Source organism: Pantoea sp. X-Soil-YNGN-844 (assembly GCF_059730595.1).
Genome location: NZ_AP036007.1, coordinates 1,267,963 through 1,289,432 on the forward strand (window position 1 = coordinate 1,267,963; position 21,470 = coordinate 1,289,432).

Annotated in this window: 19 protein-coding genes; 11 read left to right on the plus strand and 8 right to left on the minus strand. The window is 60.4% G+C overall.

What is annotated here, in order from left to right:
* Positions 1 to 99 precede the first annotated feature (99 nt).
* Both dinG and ybiB read left to right on the plus strand, forming a co-directional pair.
* A complete protein-coding gene (gene dinG, locus AC6I8C_RS05785) occupies positions 100 to 2,271 on the plus strand; it encodes an ATP-dependent DNA helicase DinG (RefSeq protein ID WP_497823311.1) in 2,172 nt (723 codons plus the stop codon).
* Positions 2,272 to 2,297: 26 nt separating this feature from the next.
* Entirely contained in the window at positions 2,298 to 3,263 is a 966-nt protein-coding gene (gene ybiB, locus AC6I8C_RS05790) for a DNA-binding protein YbiB (RefSeq protein ID WP_013357232.1), read from the plus strand.
* 1 nt (position 3,264) lies between these two features.
* Here ybiB and AC6I8C_RS05795 read toward each other — a convergent pair whose 3' ends face one another.
* The 3 genes from AC6I8C_RS05795 to hutH all read right to left on the minus strand — a co-directional run bounded on the left by AC6I8C_RS05795 (position 3,265) and on the right by hutH (position 7,874).
* Complete coding sequence (locus AC6I8C_RS05795) at positions 3,265 to 4,422, minus strand: M20 aminoacylase family protein (RefSeq protein WP_497821874.1); 1,158 nt, start codon at positions 4,420 to 4,422, stop codon at positions 3,265 to 3,267.
* A gap of 200 nt (positions 4,423 to 4,622) precedes the next feature.
* Positions 4,623 to 6,308 carry a urocanate hydratase gene (hutU, locus tag AC6I8C_RS05800; protein ID WP_150012123.1) on the minus strand — a complete coding sequence of 562 codons (1,686 nt, stop codon included), beginning with the start codon at positions 6,306 to 6,308 and terminating at the stop codon, positions 4,623 to 4,625.
* Between the two features lie 15 nt (positions 6,309 to 6,323).
* Positions 6,324 to 7,874, minus strand: a complete 1,551-nt coding sequence (gene hutH / locus AC6I8C_RS05805; RefSeq protein ID WP_497821875.1) for a histidine ammonia-lyase — start codon at positions 7,872 to 7,874, stop codon at positions 6,324 to 6,326.
* Positions 7,875 to 8,200: 326 nt separating this feature from the next.
* On the opposite strand from hutH, the gene hutC reads away from it, so the two are divergent.
* Positions 8,201 to 8,956 (plus strand): histidine utilization transcriptional repressor HutC, encoded by a 756-nt coding sequence (gene hutC / locus AC6I8C_RS05810; RefSeq protein ID WP_497821876.1) that lies wholly within the window; start codon positions 8,201 to 8,203, stop codon positions 8,954 to 8,956.
* Positions 8,957 to 9,127: 171 nt separating this feature from the next.
* Here hutC and AC6I8C_RS05815 read toward each other — a convergent pair whose 3' ends face one another.
* On the minus strand, positions 9,128 to 9,691 hold the full coding sequence (locus AC6I8C_RS05815) for a HutD/Ves family protein (RefSeq protein WP_497821877.1): 564 nt from the start codon (positions 9,689 to 9,691) through the stop codon (positions 9,128 to 9,130).
* The gene (locus AC6I8C_RS05820) at positions 9,688 to 11,043 is read right to left on the minus strand and encodes a formimidoylglutamate deiminase (protein WP_497821878.1); all 1,356 of its coding nucleotides are present in this window, start codon (positions 11,041 to 11,043) and stop codon (positions 9,688 to 9,690) included. The genes AC6I8C_RS05815 and AC6I8C_RS05820 overlap by 4 nt, the downstream gene beginning before the upstream one ends.
* An 81-nt stretch (positions 11,044 to 11,124) precedes the next feature.
* Here AC6I8C_RS05820 and hutI point away from each other — a divergent pair, with 81 nt between their 5' ends.
* From hutI to AC6I8C_RS05855, 7 genes are all read left to right on the plus strand, one after another.
* On the plus strand, positions 11,125 to 12,342 hold the full coding sequence (gene hutI, locus AC6I8C_RS05825; protein ID WP_497821879.1) for an imidazolonepropionase: 1,218 nt from the start codon (positions 11,125 to 11,127) through the stop codon (positions 12,340 to 12,342).
* Entirely contained in the window at positions 12,339 to 13,130 is a 792-nt protein-coding gene (gene hutG, locus AC6I8C_RS05830; protein WP_497821880.1) for an N-formylglutamate deformylase, read from the plus strand. Before hutI ends, hutG begins: the two co-directional genes overlap by 4 nt.
* A 307-nt stretch (positions 13,131 to 13,437) precedes the next feature.
* Positions 13,438 to 14,286, plus strand: a complete 849-nt coding sequence (locus AC6I8C_RS05835; protein WP_497821881.1) for a transporter substrate-binding domain-containing protein — start codon at positions 13,438 to 13,440, stop codon at positions 14,284 to 14,286.
* Positions 14,287 to 14,298: 12 nt separating this feature from the next.
* The gene (locus tag AC6I8C_RS05840) at positions 14,299 to 15,018 is read left to right on the plus strand and encodes an ABC transporter permease (protein WP_253421413.1); all 720 of its coding nucleotides are present in this window, start codon (positions 14,299 to 14,301) and stop codon (positions 15,016 to 15,018) included.
* 8 nt (positions 15,019 to 15,026) lie between these two features.
* Positions 15,027 to 15,767 (plus strand): ABC transporter permease, encoded by a 741-nt coding sequence (locus tag AC6I8C_RS05845; RefSeq protein WP_033731964.1) that lies wholly within the window; start codon positions 15,027 to 15,029, stop codon positions 15,765 to 15,767.
* The gene (locus AC6I8C_RS05850) at positions 15,760 to 16,554 is read left to right on the plus strand and encodes an ABC transporter ATP-binding protein (protein WP_497821882.1); all 795 of its coding nucleotides are present in this window, start codon (positions 15,760 to 15,762) and stop codon (positions 16,552 to 16,554) included. The genes AC6I8C_RS05845 and AC6I8C_RS05850 overlap by 8 nt, the downstream gene beginning before the upstream one ends.
* On the plus strand, positions 16,551 to 18,068 hold the full coding sequence (locus AC6I8C_RS05855; protein ID WP_497821883.1) for an HAL/PAL/TAL family ammonia-lyase: 1,518 nt from the start codon (positions 16,551 to 16,553) through the stop codon (positions 18,066 to 18,068). Before AC6I8C_RS05850 ends, AC6I8C_RS05855 begins: the two co-directional genes overlap by 4 nt.
* A 2-nt stretch (positions 18,069 to 18,070) precedes the next feature.
* Here AC6I8C_RS05855 and AC6I8C_RS05860 read toward each other — a convergent pair whose 3' ends face one another.
* Complete coding sequence (locus tag AC6I8C_RS05860) at positions 18,071 to 18,703, minus strand: flavin reductase family protein (protein WP_110331594.1); 633 nt, start codon at positions 18,701 to 18,703, stop codon at positions 18,071 to 18,073.
* Positions 18,704 to 18,844: 141 nt separating this feature from the next.
* On the opposite strand from AC6I8C_RS05860, the gene rlmF reads away from it, so the two are divergent.
* Positions 18,845 to 19,777 carry a 23S rRNA (adenine(1618)-N(6))-methyltransferase RlmF gene (rlmF, locus tag AC6I8C_RS05865; RefSeq protein ID WP_497821884.1) on the plus strand — a complete coding sequence of 311 codons (933 nt, stop codon included), beginning with the start codon at positions 18,845 to 18,847 and terminating at the stop codon, positions 19,775 to 19,777.
* Positions 19,778 to 20,091: 314 nt separating this feature from the next.
* On the opposite strand, the gene glnQ is transcribed toward rlmF, so the two are convergent.
* Positions 20,092 to 20,814, minus strand: a complete 723-nt coding sequence (glnQ, locus tag AC6I8C_RS05870; RefSeq protein WP_009091231.1) for a glutamine ABC transporter ATP-binding protein GlnQ — start codon at positions 20,812 to 20,814, stop codon at positions 20,092 to 20,094.
* Positions 20,811 to 21,470 carry a glutamine ABC transporter permease GlnP gene (gene glnP / locus AC6I8C_RS05875; protein WP_497821885.1) on the minus strand — a complete coding sequence of 220 codons (660 nt, stop codon included), beginning with the start codon at positions 21,468 to 21,470 and terminating at the stop codon, positions 20,811 to 20,813. The genes glnQ and glnP overlap by 4 nt, the downstream gene beginning before the upstream one ends.

The following is a 21,470-nucleotide window of genomic DNA, read 5'->3' on the forward strand; positions in this document are numbered from 1 at the left end:
AATTTTACGACGGCGCACGAAAAATTCGGCGCGAAAGCTGACGTCGCCAGGATACTGTGTAAAAATACAGGCCATTTTTTCGGTGTGGTAATGCAAATCATGGCCCTGACAGCCGCAGTAAAAAGCCAGATAGCGCAGTGGTATAAAGCGCTTCAGCAGCAGGTGCCTGATTTTATTCCGCGAGCGCCGCAGCGCCAGATGATCGCTGAAGTAGCGAAATGCCTGGCGGGCGACGACGCGCGTCATCTGGCGGTCGAAGCGCCGACCGGCGTGGGCAAAACCCTCTCTTATCTGATTCCGGGCATCGCAGCCAGCCGCGCTCAGGAAAAGCAGCTGGTAATCAGCACCGCCAACGTGGCGCTGCAGGATCAAATCTTCACCAAAGATCTGCCGCTGCTGAAGAAAATTATCCCCGACCTCACTTTCACCGCCGCCTTTGGTCGCGGGCGCTATGTCTGTCCGCGCAATCTGGCGGCGATGGCGGCCGATGACGACCAGCAGCAGGGCGATCTGCTGCTTTATCTGGACGATGACGCCGTCAGCAGCACCAAAGAAGAACAGACGCAGTGTGGCCGCTTGCAGAAATCGCTGGATCGCTACCAGTGGGATGGTCTGCGCGATCACAGCGAGGAGAACGTCAGCGACAGCCTGTGGCAACGCCTCTCTACTGATAAAGCGAGCTGTCTGGGTTCGCACTGCCACTGGTATCGTGAATGTCCGTTCTTTGTGGCGCGGCGCGAAATCGAGCAGGTCGATGTGGTGGTGGCGAACCATGCGCTGGTGATGGCCGCGATGGAGAATGAGTCGGTGCTGCCGCCCGCTAAAAACCTGATGCTGGTACTGGATGAAGGACATCATCTGCCTGAAGTGGCCCGCGATGCGCTGGAGATGAGCGCCGACATCACGCCGGGCTGGAGCAGCCTGCAGCTCGACCTGTTTATCAAGCTGGTCGAGAGCATCATGACCCAGATGCGACCAAAATCGCCGCCGCCGCTGGCGAATCCGGAACGGCTGAAGGCGCACTGCGATGAGCTGCGCGAACTGCTGACTATTACCGCGCAGGCGCTGAATCCGTTGCTGCCGCCCAATAACCAGCCGGGCGAATTTCGCTTTGTGCTGGGCGCGCTGCCGCAGGAGCTGCTGGATCTCTGCGCCCGGCTGTTCAAACTCAGCGACGCCCTGCGGGGACTGAGCGAAGGCCTGATCAATGCACTCAGCGAGCAGACCGGCAAGGTCGATATGGTACGGCTGCATCGCAATCTGCTGCAGCTCAACCGGCAGTTTGGCTGGTTCGAATCGATCAGCAAACTCTGGCGGCTGGCGGCGATGGAAAAAGCCTCCGGCGCGCCTGTATCGAAGTGGATTACCCGCGAGCTGCGTGAAGGTCAGGCGCATCTGCTGTTTCACTGCGCCGGCATCCGCGTCAGCGACCAGCTGGAGAAGATGCTGTGGCGCAAAATTCCGCATGTGGTAGTCACCTCCGCCACGCTGCGATCGCTCAACAGCTTCAATCGCCTGCAGGAGATGTCGGGGCTTAGCGAAAAGGCAGGCGACCGCTTTGTGGCGCTCGACTCACCGTTTAACCATGTGGAGCAGGGCAAGCTGGTGATCCCACAGATGCGCCTGGAGCCGCTGATGACGCACGAAGCGGAGCACATTGCTGAGATGGCCGGGTTCTTCCGTCAGCAGATGGCGGAGAAGAAGCATAAGGGCGTGCTGGTGCTGTTTGCCAGCAACCGGGCGATGCAGCAGTTTGTGGCCTGTCTGCCCGATCTGCGGCTCTCAATGCTGGTGCAGGGCGATCAGCCACGCAGCCGCCTGGTGGATCTGCACCGTCAGCGCGTTACCAAAGGTGACACCAGCATTCTGATTGGCCTGCAGTCGTTTGCTGAAGGGCTGGATCTCAAAGGCGATTTGCTGAGTCAGGTGCATATCCACAAAATCGCTTTTCCCCCGGTGGACAGTCCGGTAATTTTGACCGAAGGCGAATGGCTGAAAAGCCTGAAGCGCTATCCGTTTGAGGTGCAGAGTTTGCCCAGCGCCTCATTTACCCTGATTCAACAGGTCGGACGCCTGATTCGCAGCCATCAGTGTTATGGCGAAATCGTGATTTACGACCGCCGTCTGCTGAGCAAAGCCTACGGCAGCCGGTTGTTAGCCGCACTGCCGATCTTCCCGATTGAGCAGCCGGAAACGCCAGAGCCGGCAGCGATACCGGCCACCGTGGTGCCAAAGCACACCGTGCGTAAACGCCGTCCCACGCGGCGCTGAGCCGCGCACTTAACCGGAAGCGAGTGATGGAACTGAATAAAATTATTAAAGAGGTGGGTCGCGGTAAAAATCATGCCCGCGATATCGACTTTGATACTGCCGTGGCGCTCTATGGCGCGATGCTGGCGGGCGAAGTGCCGGATCTGGAGCTGGGCGCTATTCTGATTGCGCTGCGTATTAAAGGCGAAGGTGAAGCCGAAATGCGCGGCTTTTATCAGGCGATGCAGGCGCAGATGATGCAGCTGCGTGCGCCGGAAAACCGCCCGATGCCGGTGGTGATCCCCAGCTACAACGGCGCACGCCGCCAGGGGAATCTGACGCCGTTGCTGGCGCTGCTGCTGGTGAAACTTGGCTTCCCCGTGCTGGTACACGGCGTCAGCGACGACGCGACACGCATCACCAGCGAAGCGGTGTTTGCCGCGCTGGGTATTGCGCCCGTCACCACCGCGGAGGCGGCGCAGGCAAAACTCAATCAGGGCCTGGCGTTTATCACCATCGATCATCTCTGTCCGCCGATGGCGAAACAGCTGTCGCTGCGCTGGCGGATGGGCGTGCGTAACAGCGCCCACACGCTGGCAAAACTGGCCACGCCGTTTGCAGAGAGGGCGGCGCTGCGGCTGTCGAGCGTCTCGCATCCTGAATATGTACCGCGTGTGGCGAAATTCTTCAGCGACATCGATGCGCCTGCGATACTGCTCAATGGTACCGAAGGGGAAGTCTATGCCAATCCCCAGCGCTGCCCGGCGATCAGTATGATTCAGGGCGCAGGCGCGGAAGCGGAAGTGTGGGTGGAGCGTCAGCCGGAAGTGGCCGTTGAACTGCCGGCAGACAAGACGGCAGAGGTGACTGCGCGTTGGATCGAAGAGGTGCTGAATCAACAGCGCCCGGTGCCTGCGTCACTGCGACTGCAGCTCGCCTGCTGCCTGCGCGCCAGCGGCCAGTGCGACTCGCTGGCAGCGGCAGAGCAGCAGATCCTCGCCGCCGGGTACTGACTCAGGCTACCGGCAGCGCCTGTTCAACCAGGTTCTGCCAGAAACGGATGCCGATCGGCAGCAGCGCGTCGTTGAAGTCATAGCGGGCGTTGTGCAGCGGCGCGGAAGGCGTTTCACCGTCCGCGCCCAGCCAGAAGTAAGCGCCGGGACAGGCTTCCATCATGCAGGCAAAATCTTCTGACGCCATCGACGGATTAACCTGCCAGTGAACCTGTTCAGCACCCAGTGTTGAGAGCGCCACCTCGCGCACCTGTTCAGCCGGGGCCACATGGTTGGCGGTGACCGGATAGCCCGGCAGCCACTCAATCTCACCGCTCACGCCAAACGGACGCGGCAGGGTCCCGACAAACTCATCAATCAGCCCGCGCACTTTTTCGCGCACGCTGGACTGCAGGCAGCGCACCGTGCCGCGTAAGACAATCTGCTCCGGGATGACGTTAATCGCTTCACCACCGTGGATCTGCGTCACGCTGACCACGGCTGACGCCAGCGGCGAGAGCCGGCGGGACGGAATGGTCTGCAGCGCCAGAATCAGCTCGGCCGCCACCACCATCGGGTCGGCACCGCTTTCCGGCATCGCCGCGTGGCAGCTTTTGCCGTGCAGCGTAATTTCAAACGAATCCAGCGACGCCATCATCGCGCCAGGGTTGACCGCCAGTGAGCCGAGCGGCAGTCCCGGCCAGTTGTGCATGGCGTAGATCGCATCCATCGGAAAGCGCTGGAATAGCCCCTCTTCCACCATTTTGCGTGCCCCGCCCAGATTCTCTTCGGCAGGCTGAAAGATGAAATGCACCGTGCCGCTGAACTGACGTGTGGCAGCCAGCTGGCGGGCAGCAGCCAGCAGAATAGCGCTGTGACCGTCGTGTCCACAGGCGTGCATCACGCCGGGCGTCGCAGAACGCCACTCAGCGTCGCCTTTTTCCGTAATCGGCAGCGCATCCATATCTGCACGCAGCCCGATAACCGGGCCGGGACCGTTTTCCAGTGTACCGATGACGCCGGTGCCCGCCAGGCCACGAAACACCTGCAAACCCGCCCGCGCTAACTCTTCCGCAATAAAGTGGCTGGTTTGCTGTTCCTGGTAACCTAATTCGGGGTGGCGATGAAACTCACGGCGCCAGCGCAGGGCATCTTCAAGCAGGGCAGGGGAAAGGGTCATGCAGAGTCGCGCTCCATACAGAATGAGAAGATTTCACTTTAGTGGTCGGACGATGCGGCGTCTATCGCCGTCAGGACTAAATCTGGCTATAGGCTAAATCAAAATGGAATAAGTAATAAGGAAGTGATGTTGATGCCAGGGTGTAAGAAGGGAATCGCGGAGGAAAACGGGGCAAGCTGCTGCTCGCCCCAGTCAAAGGATTATTTCTGCATAGGCAGGTTAAGGCCATGTTCAGCCGCGCACTGCTGCGCCAGCTCATACCCTGCATCCGCATGACGCATCACACCGGTGGCCGGGTCGTTCCACAATACGCGACCCAGACGCGCATCAGCTTCTTTGCTGCCGTCACAGACAATCACCACACCGGAGTGCTGTGAGAAGCCCATGCCGACACCGCCGCCATGATGCAGGCTGACCCAGGTTGCGCCGCCTGCCGTATTCAGCAGGGCGTTGAGCAGCGGCCAGTCAGAGACCGCATCGGAGCCGTCTTTCATCGCTTCGGTCTCACGGTTAGGAGAGGCGACCGAGCCGCAGTCGAGATGGTCGCGGCCAATCACGACCGGCGCTTTCAGCTCGCCGTTGCGGACCATTTCGTTGAACGCCAGACCGGCAAGATGCCGTTCACCCAGTCCCAGCCAGCAGATGCGGGCAGGCAGGCCCTGGAAGGCGATGCGCTCCTGCGCCATATCCAGCCAGCGATGCAGCGTTTTATGGTGCGGGAACAGCTCTTTGAGTTTGGCGTCGGTCTTATAGATATCTTCCGGATCGCCTGACAGCGCGACCCAGCGGAACGGGCCTTTGCCTTCGCAGAACAGCGGGCGGATATAGGCTGGCACAAAGCCAGGGAAATCGAACGCGTTGCTGACACCCTCGTCCAGCGCGACCTGACGAATGTTGTTGCCGTAATCCACGGTCGGGATGCCCATATGACAGAAGTCGAGCATCGCCTGGACATGAACCGCCATAGAAGCACGGGCTGCTTTCTCAACGGCTTTCGGCTGTGAGACGCGCGCCTGCTGCCAGCGCGCCAGATCCCAGCCAATCGGCAGGTAGCCATTAATCGGGTCGTGCGCCGATGTCTGGTCGGTCACGATGTCCGGCTTCGGCCCGCCCGCCTGGGCGCGTTTCACCAGCTCCGGCAGGATCTCAGCGGCATTACCCAGCAGCCCGACCGAAATCGCTTTCTTCGCGGCAGTAGCTTCGCTGATTAACGCCAGCGCTTCATCCAGCGTGGTGGCTTTGTAGTCTACGTAGCGGGTCCGCAGGCGGAAATCGATGCGTGACTCCTGGCACTCAATGGCCAGCACACAGGCCCCGGCCAGTACACCCGCCAGCGGTTGTGCGCCGCCCATGCCGCCCAGCCCGGCGGTGAGGATCCAGCGTCCGCTGAGGTCGTTGTTGTAGTGCTGACGGCCCGCTTCCACGAAGGTTTCATAGGTGCCCTGCACGATGCCCTGCGCACCAATATAAATCCAGGAACCGGCGGTCATCTGGCCATACATCATCAGACCCGCTTTATCCAGCTCATGGAAGTGATCCCAGGTCGCCCAGTGCGGCACCAGGTTGGAGTTTGCCAGCAGCACGCGCGGCGCATCCGCGTGGGTGCGGAAGATGCCGACCGGCTTGCCGCTCTGGATCAGCAGCGTCTCATCCGGCTGCAGCGCCCGCAGCGAACGCAGGATCTGCTCGAAGCATTCCCAGTTGCGTGCTGCCTTACCGATGCCGCCGTACACCACCAGATCTTCCGGACGTTCGGCGACATCGGGATCGAGGTTGTTCTGAATCATGCGGTAAGCCGCTTCAATCAGCCAGTTGGCGCAGTGCAGCGTAGTACCGTGTGGTGCACGAATCTCACGTGCTACAGCCTGAGAAAGAGTTTCGCTCATGAAAGATTCCTTAATTCAAGAAGTTGGGCGCATGCTTGGCAGCAGCGCGGTCAATGCCTGAGGCCAGTCAGCGCGACTTGCCCACTGACGCATTGCCTCGATATCGGGTGCCAGCAGACGATCTTCCTCAAGGAAGGCGACCTGCTCGCGAATGGTGTCGATGGCCTGCTCAATCAGCGTGGAGCTTTTGAGTGGCCGGTTAAATTCAATGCCCTGCGCCGCAGCCATCGCCTCAATGCCCACCACGGCGGCGCTGTTAAAGCACATGCTGCCGAGACGGCGGGCGGCGTAGGTCGCCATCGAGACGTGATCCTCCTGGTTCGCGGAGGTCGGCAGACTGTCCACGCTACCCGGATGGGCCAGCGATTTGTTCTCAGAAGCCAGCGCGGCGGCGGTGACCTGGGCGATCATAAAGCCGGAGTTTACGCCGCCGTCACGCACCAGGAAGGGCGGCAGACCGGATAAGCCGCTGTCCAGCAGCAGCGCCAGTCGCCGTTCCGAGATGGCACCCACTTCGGCAATTGCGAGTGCCAGGATGTCAGCGGCAAAAGCCACCGGCTCAGCGTGGAAGTTGCCGCCGGAGATCACATCGCCGCTGTCGCTGAACACCAGCGGGTTGTCCGAGGCGGCGTTCGCTTCGATTTCCAGAATTCGCGCCGCGTGGCTGACATTATCCAGGCAGGCGCCCATTACCTGGGGCACGCAGCGGATGGAGTAGGGGTCCTGAACGCGGCCACAATGGGTATGCGACTGCAGAATTTCACTGCCTTCAATCAGGGTGCTGACGGCTGCCGCGACGGCAATCTGGCCCTGCTGGCCGCGTGCCTTGTGGATGCGGGCATCGAACGGTTTTAGTGAGCCTTTGATCGCTTCCAGCGACAGCGCACCGGCCATCAGACCGGCGGCAAACAGGTTCTCACCTTCAAACAGGCCGCGCAACGCCAGCGCAGTCGAAACCTGGGTGCCGTTGAGCAGCGCCAGGCCCTCTTTCGGGCCGAGCACAAACGGCGACAGGTCCACGCCTGCCAGTCCCTCGGTTGCCGGGATCAGCGTGCCATTGACCCGCACCTGACCTTCGCCCAGCAGCATCAGCGACATGTGCGCCAGCGGTGCCAGATCGCCGGAGGCACCGACCGAGCCTTTTTCCGGAATGCAGGGCATCACGCCCGCGTTGAACAGCGCCAGCAGCGCCTCAACCAGTTCGATACGCACGCCAGAGTGACCGCGCGCCAGGCTGATGATTTTGGTGGCGACCACCAGACGGGTGACATTGTCGGGCAGCAGATCGCCCAGACCCACGCTGTGTGACAGCACCAGATTGCGCTGCAGATCCGCCAGCCGGCTGGCCGGGATTTGCGTCTGTGCCAGCTTGCCAAAGCCGGTATTAATGCCATACACCACGTTGCCGGAGGCGACAATCGTCTCCACGGTCTGCTGCGCCGCCGCAATCGCCTGACGCGCACTGTCGTCAAGACTCAGCGTGACGTTACCCTGATAGATAGCGCGTAATGTGGCGAGGTCCACCTCGCCGGGCACCAGGCGCAATGCCTGAAACGAACCTGACATAGTCTACTCCTGTCTATACAAGTATGCTGGCAAGGCTAAGCTGCTTTCCATGCCCTGAACCAGCGGAATAATGCGAGTGAAACATAAGCGTTAATTCTTGTCTATGCTTGTCTATACAATCAAACGTACTAAGCAAGTGCCGTGCCAGACCGATCACAAAAATCGAATGTCCACCCGGCGCGGGTCGCGGGTTAAACGCGACGGAGGGAGTGCACCATCAGGATGCGCAGACTGCACCAGTGGGGCACGGCGTGCGCTACTGGATGTATATACATTCACGCAGTGAGACAGTAAACTTAAGGGACTTTCAGCATAAGGAACAGCAAATGGTCGAGCATACGGCACTGGCACAACTGGCGGCGGCAATGAGCGATGAACCCGCCCCGATTTATCAGCGGGTGAAGCAGGCCATCGTCAGCCAGATCCGTGAAGGGTTGTGGAAAGCGAATCAGCGTGTGCCATCAGAAAGTGAACTGGTGAATGAGCTGGGCGTCAGCCGCATGACCATTAACCGGGCGCTGCGCGAACTGACCAGCGAAGGTTTTCTGGTGCGGATGCAGGGCGTCGGCACCTTCGTGGCGGAGATGAAAGGCTATACCGCTATGCTGGAGGTGCATAACATCGCCGATGAGATCGCTCAGCGTGGCCATCAGCACAGCTGTAAAATTCTCGCCATCGGTCAGGACAAAGCCGATCCTGAGCAGGCCGCCGTGTTGGGGCTCAACACCGGACAGACGCTCTACCATTCGCTGATTGTGCATTACGAAAATGATCTGCCGGTGCAGCTTGAGGACCGTCTGGTCAATCCGCTGGTCGCGCCCGACTACCTGACGCAGGATTATCAGCAGATGACGCCCTATACCTATCTGATGCGGGTCGCGCCGCTGACGGCAGGTGAGCATATTGTTGAAGCGGTGCTGCCCGATGCGCGTCAGCGTAAACATCTGTCGCTGGATGAACATGAACCCTGCCTGCTGATTCGCCGTCAGACCTGGAGCGACACAAAAATCGTCACCTATGCGCGACTGCTCTATCCCGGCTCACGCTACAAACTGCTGGGCCGCTTCAGGGGACACGGTTAAGAGCCGAGCCCATTAGGCTATTTTATTTGTCAGTCTGAACCTGGGCAGTGCTCACACAGGCTGCTTTAGCAACCTGAACGCCCTGAAGTGCGGCCCTGAAGGGGCGAGCGCAGCGAGTAATCCTCACGTATTACGTGTACGCCTGCTTGTTCCGCGCTGTCCGTGTCCAGACTACCTGCAACAACTACGCCTACCGGGATAGGCTCTAAGTCGGGTAAACAGCAGCCGGGCATCCGACCCGCACGGGCTGAGTTGTGTTTCCTCATCGACCCACCACGCGCCTTGTTGTGCGGTCAGCCTTTCCCCGTCAGCGGTCTGCCACGCCCCCGCCAGAACCCAGGCGACGCCGTGCAGACTACTTACCTGCGCGGTAATCACCTCCACCGTGGCCTGCCATTCACCGCGTCGGGTCATGATATTAAAATCTTCGCTGACGCTACCCTGCAGCTGCGCCGTTAAGGCAAGTTCTCCGGCAAACGCCCACGGCTTTTGTGGGGTTAACAGGTGCTGCACGCCGGGCGCGATTAACAACACCGGATCGCCATGCAGTAGGGTAATCACCCGATCGATGTCCGGAAAGGCCGAAAAGGGACCATCCTGCGCCAGCGTCGCAATGCTGGCCCGCCAGCCGAAGTGCTCAGCACCGGGCGGGAAGCTGATGATCTCGCGGGTTTCGCCGCCGCCGTTGCGCCAGCGGCTGACCGTCAGATCGTCGTACGTGAACCGGGCGATCATCGCAGCGCCGCCATCGCCTGAGCAAAGCGTGCAGCACACGCCGCCTGCTGCGGATGCACCCCATCTTCAACCACGGCCTTACCCGCCACATAAACGTCCCGAATCTGATCGCGCTGTCCGGCAAACAGCCAGCGGTTCAGCACCGCATGTGAATCCACGCTGCCGAGCCATGCATCATCGCGCAGCACCAGCCAGTCGGCACGTTGTCCCACCGCCAGCGCGCCCTGCTGAATGCCGCACGCCTGGGCGCCACCCGCTGCGGCCTGCTGCCACAGCAAATCGCCCACCGACGGCTGGCCGGGCAGGGTAATCCGGTTGCGGCGCTGGTCGCGCAGCCGCTGCGCATACTCCAGCCAGCGCAACTCTTCCTGGGCGCTCAGCGAGACGTGACTGTCGGAGCCGATGCCCCAGCCTCCGCCCTGCGCGATATACTCTACCGCCGGAAAAATGCCGTCGCCGAGGTTGGCTTCGGTTGTCGGACAGAGACCTGCTACCGCGCCACTTTGCGCGAGACGCGACAGTTCATTTTCATCCAGATGGGTGGCGTGGATCAGGCACCAGCGCGCATCCACCGCAAAGCGGTTCAGCAGCCAGGCCACCGGACGCTCGCCGCTCCACGCCAGCGAGTCATTGATCTCTTTCTGCTGTTCAGCCACATGAATATGCACCGGCAGCGCCGGATCGCTGGCCGCCAGCACCTCGTGCATCTGGCTTTGGCTTACTGCCCGCAGCGAATGGAAACAGAGGCCACGGTTCAGCAGGGGCCGCTGCTGCTGCCACGCATCCAGCCGCGTCTGCTGTTGCAGGTAGTGGTCAGTCTGCTGGATAAAGCGCTTCTGACCCGCCGCCGCAGGCTGGCTGCCAAAGCCGCTGTAGCTGTAGAGCACGGGCAACATTGTCTGGCCGATACCGGCAATCTCCGCCGCTTCAATCAGCTGTTGCAGCATCGCGTCATCGCTGTAGGGCGCGCCGCTGGGGTCGTGATGGAGATAGTGAAACTCTGCTACCTGGGTGTAGCCGCCTTTCAGCATCTCGATGTAGAGCAGGGCGGCAATATCACCCACCTGCTCTGGCGTCAGGCGCTGTACCATGCGGTACATCAGGTCCCGCCAGGTCCAGAAGCTGTCCTGTGGATCGCCCGCCACTTCCGCCAGACCCGCCATGGCCCGCTGGAAGGCGTGCGAGTGCAGGTTGGCGATTGCCGGGATCACCTCGCCGTTGAGGCGGATAGCCTGATCTGCGTGGCTGTCCGGGGAAATGGAGTCGATAAAACCGGCCTGATTGACCGTAATACGTACCTGCTGCTGCCAGCCCTCCGCCAGCAGTGCGCGCGGGGCAAAAAAAGTCGCCATGGTTGATCCTCATCGGATGTGGTTGTATATACATATACATACTTTGAGGCACAGTGTAAACGGCGGAGGCATGAGGCAGCGATGACAGAAGAGATGCGCGTAGAGGCGGTGTGGACGGGGGCGGACCTGGTCACCATGCGTGACGGAAAGTACCATCTGATCCCACAGGGTGCACTGGTGGTGCGGGCGGGCAGGCTGGTGTGGGTCGGGCCTGAAGCGGAAATGCCCGCCTTCGTCGCCGATCGGCATCATCGTCTGCCAGGCGGTATCGTGACGCCGGGGCTGGTGGATTGTCATACTCATCTGGTGTTTGGCGGCGACCGCAGCCAGGAGTTTGAACAGCGTCTGAATGGCGTCAGCTACGCAGAGATTGCCGCGCAGGGTGGGGGCATCCTCTCAACCGTGCGCGCCACCCGTGCGGCGACTGAAGAGGAGCTGGTGGCCTCGGCCCGCTGGCGACTCGACCGTCTGCTGGCTGAGGGTGTGACCACCGTGGAGATCAAGTCCGGCTATGGTCTGGATGAAGAGAGCGAACTGCGGATGCTACGGGCGATTCGTCAGCTGGGAGAGAGCGTGGCCGCAGATGTCCACGCCACCTGCCTGGCGGCGCATGCCTTTCCGCCGGAGTTTAAGCACGACCCGGATGGCTGGGTCGACATCATCTGCGATCGTCTGCTGCCGCAGGTGCAGGCGCTGGGGCTGGCGGATGCGGTGGATGCCTTCTGCGAGCATCTCGCCTTTTCCCCGGAGCAGGTGGCACGGGTGTTTGACCGGTCCGTCGCGCTGGGTATGCCGGTGAAGCTGCATGCTGAACAGCTTTCCGCGCTGGGCGGTGCTGCACTGGCGGCCCGCTATGGTGCGCTTTCAGCTGATCATCTTGAATATGCCATCGAAGAGGATGCCAGGGCGATGTCGCAGCATGGCACCGTGGCGGTGCTGCTGCCCGGTGCATTTTATCTGCTGCGCGAAACCCAGCGTCCGCCAGTGGATCTCTTCCGCCGCCACGGCGTGCCGATGGCGCTGGCCAGCGATGCCAATCCCGGCACGTCGCCCGCGCTGTCGCTGCGTCTGATGCTCAATATGGGCTGTACGCTGTTTGGCATGACGCCGGAAGAGGCGCTGGCGGGCGTCACCCTGTGGGGGGCAAAAGCGCTGGGGCTGGCGGAGAGTCACGGCTCACTGGAGGCGGGTAAAGTGGCAAACTTTGTCCACTGGCCGCTGGCCCGTCCGGCAGAACTGGTTTACTGGCTGGGTGGTGAACTGCCCTGTACCGTTATCTATCGTGGAGAACCGCAATGAACCCTTTCTATTTTTCCCAGGGCAGCCTGCCGCTGCTGGTCAGCATTCCCCACGCCGGTACTGAACTGACGCCTGAGGTGGACGCCGGATTGAGCGAAGCCGCGCGCGGCCTGCCCGACACCGACTGGCATATCCCGCTGCTGTATGATTTTGTGCGTGACCTCGGGGCCAGTGTGTTAATCGGCCGCTATTCCCGTTTTGTGGTCGATCTTAATCGTCCGCCCGATAATCAGCCGCTCTACACCACCGCCACCACCGGCCTGTTCCCGGAAACCCTGTTCGACGGCACGCCGACCTTTGCACCAGGCAAAACGCCCGATGCCACGGCGCGTCAGGGCTACATCGATCAGATCTGGCAACCTTACCATCAGCAGATTCAGCAGGAGCTGGCGCGGCTTAAAGCGCAGCACGGCTATGCGTTGCTGTTTGACGCCCACTCCATCGCCAGTGAAATCCCCCGCCTGTTTGAGGGGCGGCTGCCCGATATCAACATCGGCACCAACGACGGCGCGAGCTGCACGCCTGAAATGAGCGCGGCGATTGAGGCGGTGTGTGCGGCCCAGACCGATTACAGCTGGGTGCTCAACGGCCGCTTTAAAGGCGGTTACATCACCCGCGCCTATGGCCAGCCTCAGCAGCAGATTGAGGCAGTTCAGCTGGAGCTGGCGCAGCTGAACTACATGGATGAAACCACGCCTTATGCCTGGCAGCAGGCGCGTGCCGCAGAGTTACAAAAAGTGTTGAAGGCGATGATCCACGCCATGCTGGCGCAGGCCAGACCGCAATAAATCTGCGATGCGCCGCCCTGGTGCAGCGCTGCGCTAATCGGGTGCAGGTGAGAGCAGCCTGTCTGGCTGCTCCCTTGCTTCCGCCTCCATTCTTCGCTTTTGCAGAGCTGGCATAACCTTTGCTTGGTTGTATGTACAAGTGCTGCAGCGCGTGCTCAATCTGAATAAATCCCGTCTGGCTCACAAAATGATAAAGCCGGCAATGAACTGCACTGCGTTAACTTGTATATACATGACATATCATCCTGTGAAATTTATGTTAAATCTTGCAGGGCGATCACCAGGCCGCTACTTTCAGGAGAACCGTATGACGCACCCTCTGACCCTTCGTCGTTTATGTCTCACTACGCTGGTTTCCAGTCTGCTGCTCTGTGGCGTCAGCGCCCAGGCTAAAGAGTGGAAGTCGATCACCATTGCCACTGAAGGCAGTTATGAACCCTGGAACCTCACCCTGCCGGGCGGCAAGCTGGGCGGTTTCGAACCGGAGCTGATGGCGGATCTCTGTCAGCGCATGGCGATTCAGTGCAAGCTGGTGGTGCAGAACTGGGATGGCATGATCGCCGGACTGAATGCCGGGAAATATGACGTGATCATGGATGCGATTGTGATTACACCCGATCGCAAAAAAGTGGTGAATTTCACCGTGCCTTACGCCTCCACGCCCGCCACCTTTATCACCGTGAAAGGGGCACTGCTGCCCGCCGACAGTAAGATCGTCAAACTTACCGACGATGAAAAAACCATAGAGCCTGCCATTGCGCCCCTGAAAGCCGCGCTGAAGGGCAAAACGATCGGTATCGCCTCCGGCACGGTCTACACGCCGTTTATCGACAAATACTTCAAAGATGTGGCGGATGTGCGCGAATACACCAGCTCAGCCGATGCGATCCTCGATTTGCAGGCCGGACGCATTGATGCGGTGTTTGATGATGTGACCTTTGCACAGTCGATGCTGGCGCGACCGGATAACCGTAACCTCAGCTTCAGCGGTCCGCAGCTGGGCGGCCCGATCTGGGGTGAGGGCGAGGCGTTGGGCGTGCGCATGGCAGATAACGATCTGAAAGCCCGACTGGATCAGGCGATCAAAGCCGCGCTGGCCGACGGCACCGTCAAAAAGCTGAGCGAGAAGTGGTTCAAAACTGACGTCACACCCTGAGAGAGGTAACGGATGATAAGCCTGCTGAGTTTTGGCCCGGACGGCTGGGGACGGTTGATTCTGAGTGCCACGCTGACCACGCTGCTGCTGTCGTTTGCCGCGCTGCTGGTTGGCGCGGTGGTGGGGTCGGGCGTTGCCGCCGCGAAGTTATCGCCGCACCGGGCGGTGCGCTGGCTGGGGGAAGGTTACTCGTTGATCTTCCGTGGCATTCCTGAGCTGCTGGTGATCTACCTGTTCTACTTCGGCGGATCGGGGTTGATCACGCAGATCGGACAGCTGTTTGGCGCGGACGGCTTTATCGAAGCGCCGCCGTTTCTGATCGGGGCGCTGGCTATCGGGCTTATCTCCGGCTCTTACCAGGCGGAAGTCTACCGCGCCGCACGGCTGGCACTGGCGAAAGGGGAGATTGAAGCCGCTGTCGCGATTGGCATGCCGCGCTGGCGCATCCGGCAACGCATTCTGCTGCCGCAGGTGGCGCGCTATGCGCTGCCCGGCCTGTCAAACGTCTGGCAGATGAGCCTGAAAGATTCAGCGCTGGTGTCGGTGACCGGCATTGTCGAGCTGATGCGGGCCAGCCAGATTGCGGCCGGTTCGACCCGTGACTACTTCTCCTTTTACCTGGTGGGCGGAGCCTGTTACCTGCTGCTGACGCTGCTGTCGAATCGCGCCTTTCTGCGCGCCGAATCCCGTCTTGGCCGCGCCTGGCAAAGCCGCACCGCTGCGCAGCATTAAGGAGACTTATGATCGATTTTGCGTTCCTCACTGACACCTTCCTTAAACTCAGCGCTGCACTGCCGGTCACGCTGGGCCTGTTTATCAGCGCGTTTCTCTGCGGAGGCGTGCTGGCGGTGGGTATTCTGGCACTGCGCATGAGCCGCTGGCGGGTGCTGAGCGCGTTTGCCCGTGGTTACATTCTGGTATTTCGCGGCTCGCCGCTGATGATTCAGCTGTTCCTGATCTACTACGGTCTGGGGCAGTTTGGCGTAATCCGTCACAGTCTCTTCTGGCCGTTCCTGCGAGAGCCCTTTACCTGTGCGGTGCTGGCTCTGTCGCTCTGTACCGCTGCCTACACCGCGGAGATTCTGCGTGGTGCGCTGCTGGCGGTGCCGCCCGGTCAGGTGGAAGCGGGAATGGCCTGCGGTATGTCGCGCGGGCTGCTGCTGCGACGGATTATCGCGCCGGTGATGCTGCGTTACGCGCTGCCCGCGTACTCTACCGAAGCGATCCTGCTCGTGAAATCGACCGCGCTGGCCAGCCTGGTGACGGTCTGGGATGTTACCGGCGTGGCGCAGCAGATCATTCAGCGCACTTACCGCACCATGGAAGTGTTTCTCTGTGCGGCGGCGATCTACCTGATCCTCAACTTCATTATTGTTCAACTCTATGCCCTGCTGGAGCGGCGTCTGACGCCGGTACATAAACCGGAAAAAAAGCCGTTACTGACCGCTAAGCCGATTACCGGAGGAGAGAAAAATGTCTGAACTGCAACCCGCCACGCTGTCGGCCAGCGATATCCATAAATCTTTTGGTGCCATGGAGGTGCTGAAAGGCATCTCGCTGCAGGCGCACAAGGGCGATGTCATCTCCATTCTTGGTGCCAGCGGATCGGGCAAAAGTACGCTGCTGCGCTGCATTAACCTGCTGGAGACGCCCGATTCCGGCGTGGTCAGCGTCGGCGGTGAAACTATTGAGATGAAGCGCCATGCACGCGGGCATCAGCTGGCGGCCAATCCGCGTCAGATTGAACGGCTGCGTTCCCGACTGGGGATGGTGTTTCAGAGCTTTAACCTCTGGTCGCATCTCACCGTGCTGCAGAATGTCATTGAAGGGCCGCACTACGTGCTGAAGCGTGATAAAAAAGCCTGCATCGCCCAGGCGGAGCAGCTGCTGGATCGGGTTGGTCTGCTGAACCGCAAAGACTTCTATCCCGCCCAGCTTTCGGGTGGTCAGCAGCAGCGGGTGGCGATTGCCCGCGCGCTGGCAATGGACCCGGAGGTGATGCTGTTTGATGAGCCGACGTCAGCACTGGACCCGGAACTGGTGGGCGAGGTGCTGAAGGTCATGCGCAGCCTGGCGGAAGAGGGGCGCACCATGCTGGTGGTTACACATGAGATGGGTTTTGCCCGCAACGTCTCAAATCGGGTGGTGTTTATGCATCAGGGCACCATTGACTGTCAGGGCACGCCAGAGGCGATGTTCGGCGAGGCGGGATCGACGCGCTTTAAGCAGTTTATTTCCAGTCATCATCAGGTGGAGCCGGTGGTATGAGTGACGTGACGAAGCAGACGCGGGTCTGGGGCGAGGGTCCGCTCAGGTGGCAGGAACTGGTGCAGGTTGCCCGGCACGGTGCCACCCTGACGCTAAGCGACAGCGCCTGGCAGCGCATCGCGCAGAGCCGTGAAATAGTCGGCAACATCGTGGCGGCGGGGCAGGTGGCGTACGGTATCAATACCGGGCTGGGAGCGCTCTGTAACATCACGCTGTCTGAAGATGAGCTGGGCCAGCTGTCGCGCAATACTCTGATGAGCCACGCCTGTGGCGTCGGGCCGGTGCTGAAAAAAGTGGAGGTGCGCGCCATTCTGTGCGCCGCGATTGCCAACTACAGCCACGGCAAATCGGGTGTCTCAGTGGCGCTGGTGCAGCAGCTGCTGGCGCTGCTGAATCTGCAGATTACGCCACAGGTGCCGTCGCAGGGATCGGTGGGGTATCTGACCCACATGGCGCATATCGGCCTGGCGCTGATTGGCATCGGCGAGGTGGAGTGGCGTGGCGAAATCATCCCGGCGCAGCAGGCGCTGGAACAGGCGGGATTAGTCCCTTACCGGCCTGGCGCAAAAGAGGGGCTGAGCCTGGTTAACGGCACGCCCTGCATGACCGGCTTAGCCTGTCTGGCGCTGGACGATGCTGAACGTCTGCTGGACTGGGCGGATGTTACCGGCGCGATGAGCTTTGAGGCGCTGCGCGGACAGCTGGTGGCGTTTGACCCTGAGGTGCTGGCGCTCAAGGCCAGTCCGGGGATTCAGCGCAGCGGCGAACGTCTGCGCCAGTTGTTACGTGACAGCCCGCTGCTGAACGCGAGCGTCGGCATCCGGACTCAGGATGCACTAAGCCTGCGGTCGATGCCGCAGGTGCACGGTGCCTGCCGCGATCAGTTCGACCATGCCGCCCGTCAGGTGGAGACCGAACTCAACGCCTGTACCGACAATCCGCTGATTCTGGGCACGCCACAGGCCTGGCGTGTGGTGTCGCAGTCACATCCACACGGTGAGTCGGTGGCGATGGCCTGCGACCTGCTGGCGATTGCGCTGGCGGAGCTGGGCAGTATTGCCGAGCGACGGCTGGATCGGCTGGTGAATCCGCTGGTCAGCGGCCTGCCGCCGTTTCTGGTGGCGGAGCCTGGCGTCAATTCCGGCATGATGATTGCGCAATATGTGGCGGCCTCGCTTTGCGCGGAAAACCGTCAGCTGGCGCAGCCTGCGGTGCTCGACAACTATGTCACCTCGGGATTACAGGAGGATCATCTGAGTCTCGGCACCGGGTCGGCGCTGAAACTGCTGAAGCTGGTCAGCAATGTCGATCACATTATCGCGATTGAGTATCTGCTGGCGGCGCAGGCGCTGGAGTTTCACGGTGAATCACAGCTGGCAGCAGGCACGCGGCGGGCCTGGCAGCTGTTGCGGCAGGTGGTTGATCGCTGGCAGCAGGATCGCTGGCTGGCCCCCGACATTGCCCGCGCGGTGGCGCAGATTAAAGCGCACCGGGCCGATGCGCTTGTGGAGTGAGATTACCTGCGGCGGGCGTCCGGGCGGACTAAATCAAAGCGCTGCGCCTCACTGATCCCGTAATAGGCACTGGGTCCGCCCGCGCGCAGAATCGGCTCGGCTTTGGCGGTCTGATAGATGCCCTCTTCAAGCAGCGATTCATCGATGTGAATCGCCACCGCTTCGCCCATCACCAGCCAGCTGTCGAGCAGGTTACCGCTGGCATCCTGCAGCTGAATTAGTTGCGTCAGGCGGCACTCGAAGTTGACCGGGCTTTCCGCCACCAGGCTGGCGCTGACCTGTGACGCGGCCAGCGGCGTTAGCCCGGCAAAGGCGAACTCATCCTGATCGGCAGGCAGCGAGGCAGAACTTTCATTCATCGCTTCGGCCAGCGGACGGGTCGCCAGGTTCCAGACAAACTCTTTGGTCTCTGCAATATTCCGCACGCTGTCTTTCCAGCCGCTGCTGGCGAAACCGATAATCGGCGGATGATAGTTGAAGCAGTTAAAGAAGCTGTAAGGGGCCAGATTGTGCTGACCGCTGGCGCTGACAGAGCTAATCCAGCCAATCGGGCGCGGCCCGATAATGGCGTTCAGCGGATCGTGCGGCAGTCCGTGACCAGCACGGGGTTGATAGGAATAGCGTTTCCGGGTCATAACGTCTCCAGCAGATGATTTTATTTATCTTAGCCCGACAGCATCACCCGACGGAATCGGAAAGAGGTAAGCGGATGGTGCGGGTTTATTTTCCGCCGCCTACAGCGTATTGTACGCGCGCCTGAATAATTGAGAGAACGTATGAAAAAGTCAGCCAGCACGTCGCCCTTCCACGCCCGCAATCGCCATCAGGGTGAATACGATTTTGCCGCACTAACCGCTGCCCATCCGCCGCTCGCGGCGAAAGTCCGGCCTAACGGTTATGGCGTGCAGTCCGTGGATTTCGCGGACCCGGAGGCGGTGATGCTGCTGAACCAGGCGCTCATCAAACTGTTTTATGACATCGACTGGCAGCTGGCCCCCGGCTCACTCTGCCCGCCGGTGCCAGGACGCGCCGATTATCTGCACTACCTGGCCGATCTGCTGGCGCTGGACAACAACGGCGCGATCCCGGCGGCGGACGTGCTGGATATCGGCTGCGGCGCAAACTGCATCTATCCGCTGATTGGTGCGGCGGAATATGGCTGGCGCTTCACCGGTACTGAGATAGATGAAGCCGCCATCAAAGCCGCTAACCGCATTGTCGCAGCCAATCCGCGCCTGACGCGTCAGATCCGTCTGCGTCGTCAGAAAAACAGCGATGCGGTGCTGGCGGGCGTGGTCAGCAAAAATGAATTTTTCAGCGCGGTGATGTGTAACCCGCCGTTCCACGCGTCGGCTGAAGAGGCGTCCTCGGGATCGCAGCGTAAAGTGCGCAATCTCGGGCTGGATAAAAGTGCGCCGCTTAACTTTGGCGGTCAGCATAATGAGCTGTGGTATCCCGGTGGCGAAAAGGCGTTTATCGGCAAGATGATCGCCGAGAGCGTGGCGTTTGGTCGCCAGACTGGCTGGTTTACCTCGTTGGTGTCACGCAAAGAGAATTTACCAGCGCTGGAAAAACAGCTGCAGGCGCTCGAGGTCGAAGAGGTGCGGGTGGTGAATATGGCGCAGGGTCAGAAGCAGAGCCGCTTCCTGGCGTGGAGTTTTATGCCTGCCGCCCAGCGCAGCAAGCTGCTGAGTCGCCTGGGAAGCTAAGGCATGTCTTAACGCGGGTAACGAGTATAGCTGCGGACGAAGAGGAAAAAAAACGGGCCGCTAAGCGGCCCGTTTTGATTGTTGACAACGTCCAACTCGGTGGCGGTAAGACCGAGCTGGCACAGGGAACACGGTCAGATCGGAAAGACGCAAAGGCTGTCATCCATGACACGCTCGGCCCGCGCCGTCCCTGGCGCGGGACGCTTTCCTCTTCTGGCCGTGTTCCCTTTACTTCGGGTTTGTTCGTTGCTGCCAGATTTATCCTGGTTTAGGTTGTCATCAGGCTTAACGGGCCGCTTAGCGGCCCGTTTTGATCAGGAGACGTGCTGCAGGAATTCGCGCAGACGTTCGCTGGGGGGATTGCTGATCAGACTGTCGGGATCGCCATCTTCCGCAATCCGGCCTTTGTCGATAAAGATCAGACGCGAGGCGACCTTCTGCGCGAAGCCCACTTCGTGCGTCACAATCACCATCGTCATGCCTTCTTCCGCCAGATCCTGCATCACTTTCAGTACTTCGTGACGTAACTCCGGGTCCAGCGCAGAGGTTGGCTCATCAAACAGCATCATCTTCGGCTTGACCGCCAGCGCACGGGCAATCGCCACACGCTGCTGCTGGCCGCCGGACAACTCGGACGGGAAGTGATGCGCACGCTCTGCCAGACCTACTTTGCCCAGAAGCTCTCGTGCCAGCTGGCGTGCTGACTCTTTGCTGGCACCGCGCACCCGGATAGGACCGAAAGCGACGTTGTCCAGCGCACTCATCTGTGGGAACAGATGAAACTGCTGAAACACCATCCCGGCTTCCTGACGGATCAGGCGGTCGTCGACTTTCGGGTCGTTAACGCGCAGGCCATCAACAATCAGCTCGCCGCTGGTGATCTCTTCCAGCTTGTTAATGCAGCGCAGCAGCGTCGACTTACCGGAACCGGATGGGCCGATAATCACCACCACTTCGCCCTGGTTAATCTTCAGATCGATATTGTGCAGCACCTGGGTCTGGCCAAAATGCTTGGAGACATCTTTAAATTCAATCACAGGATTTTCACCCTTTTCTCAATGCGGCGCAGCACAAAGCTCAACACCAGCGTAATCACCAGATAGATGATCGCGACGGCACTCCAGATCTCCAGAGCGCGGAAGTTACCGGCAATAATCTCCTGACCCTGCCGTGTCAGTTCGGCCACGCCGATAACGATAAACAGTGAAGTATCTTTGATGCTGACAATCCACTGGTTGCCCAGCGGCGGCAGCATACGACGCAGTGCCAGCGGCATAATCACGTAGCGCAGCGTCTCGCGGCTCGACAGGCCAAGCGCCAGTCCGGCTTCACGGAATCCCTTGTTGATCGACAGCACGGCACCACGGGTGATCTCGGCAATATACGCGCCGGAGTTAATCATGATGGTCACCACGGCGGCGGTGAAAGGATCAATACGCAGATCAGGAAATGCCATCGGCAGCGCAAAGTAAATAAACATCACCTGCACCACGATAGGGGTGCCGCGGATGATTTCGATAAACACCAGTGCGATGTTATTGGTGAGCCAGCCACCGTAAGCGCGGGCAAAACCGGCCACCAGCCCGATAAACAGGCCGCCAACCAGGCCAATGATTGAGATAATTAAGGTCAGTTTGGCGCCTTCGAGCAGCGCTGGCATGGCGGGCCAGATGACGCTCCAGTCAAACTCCAT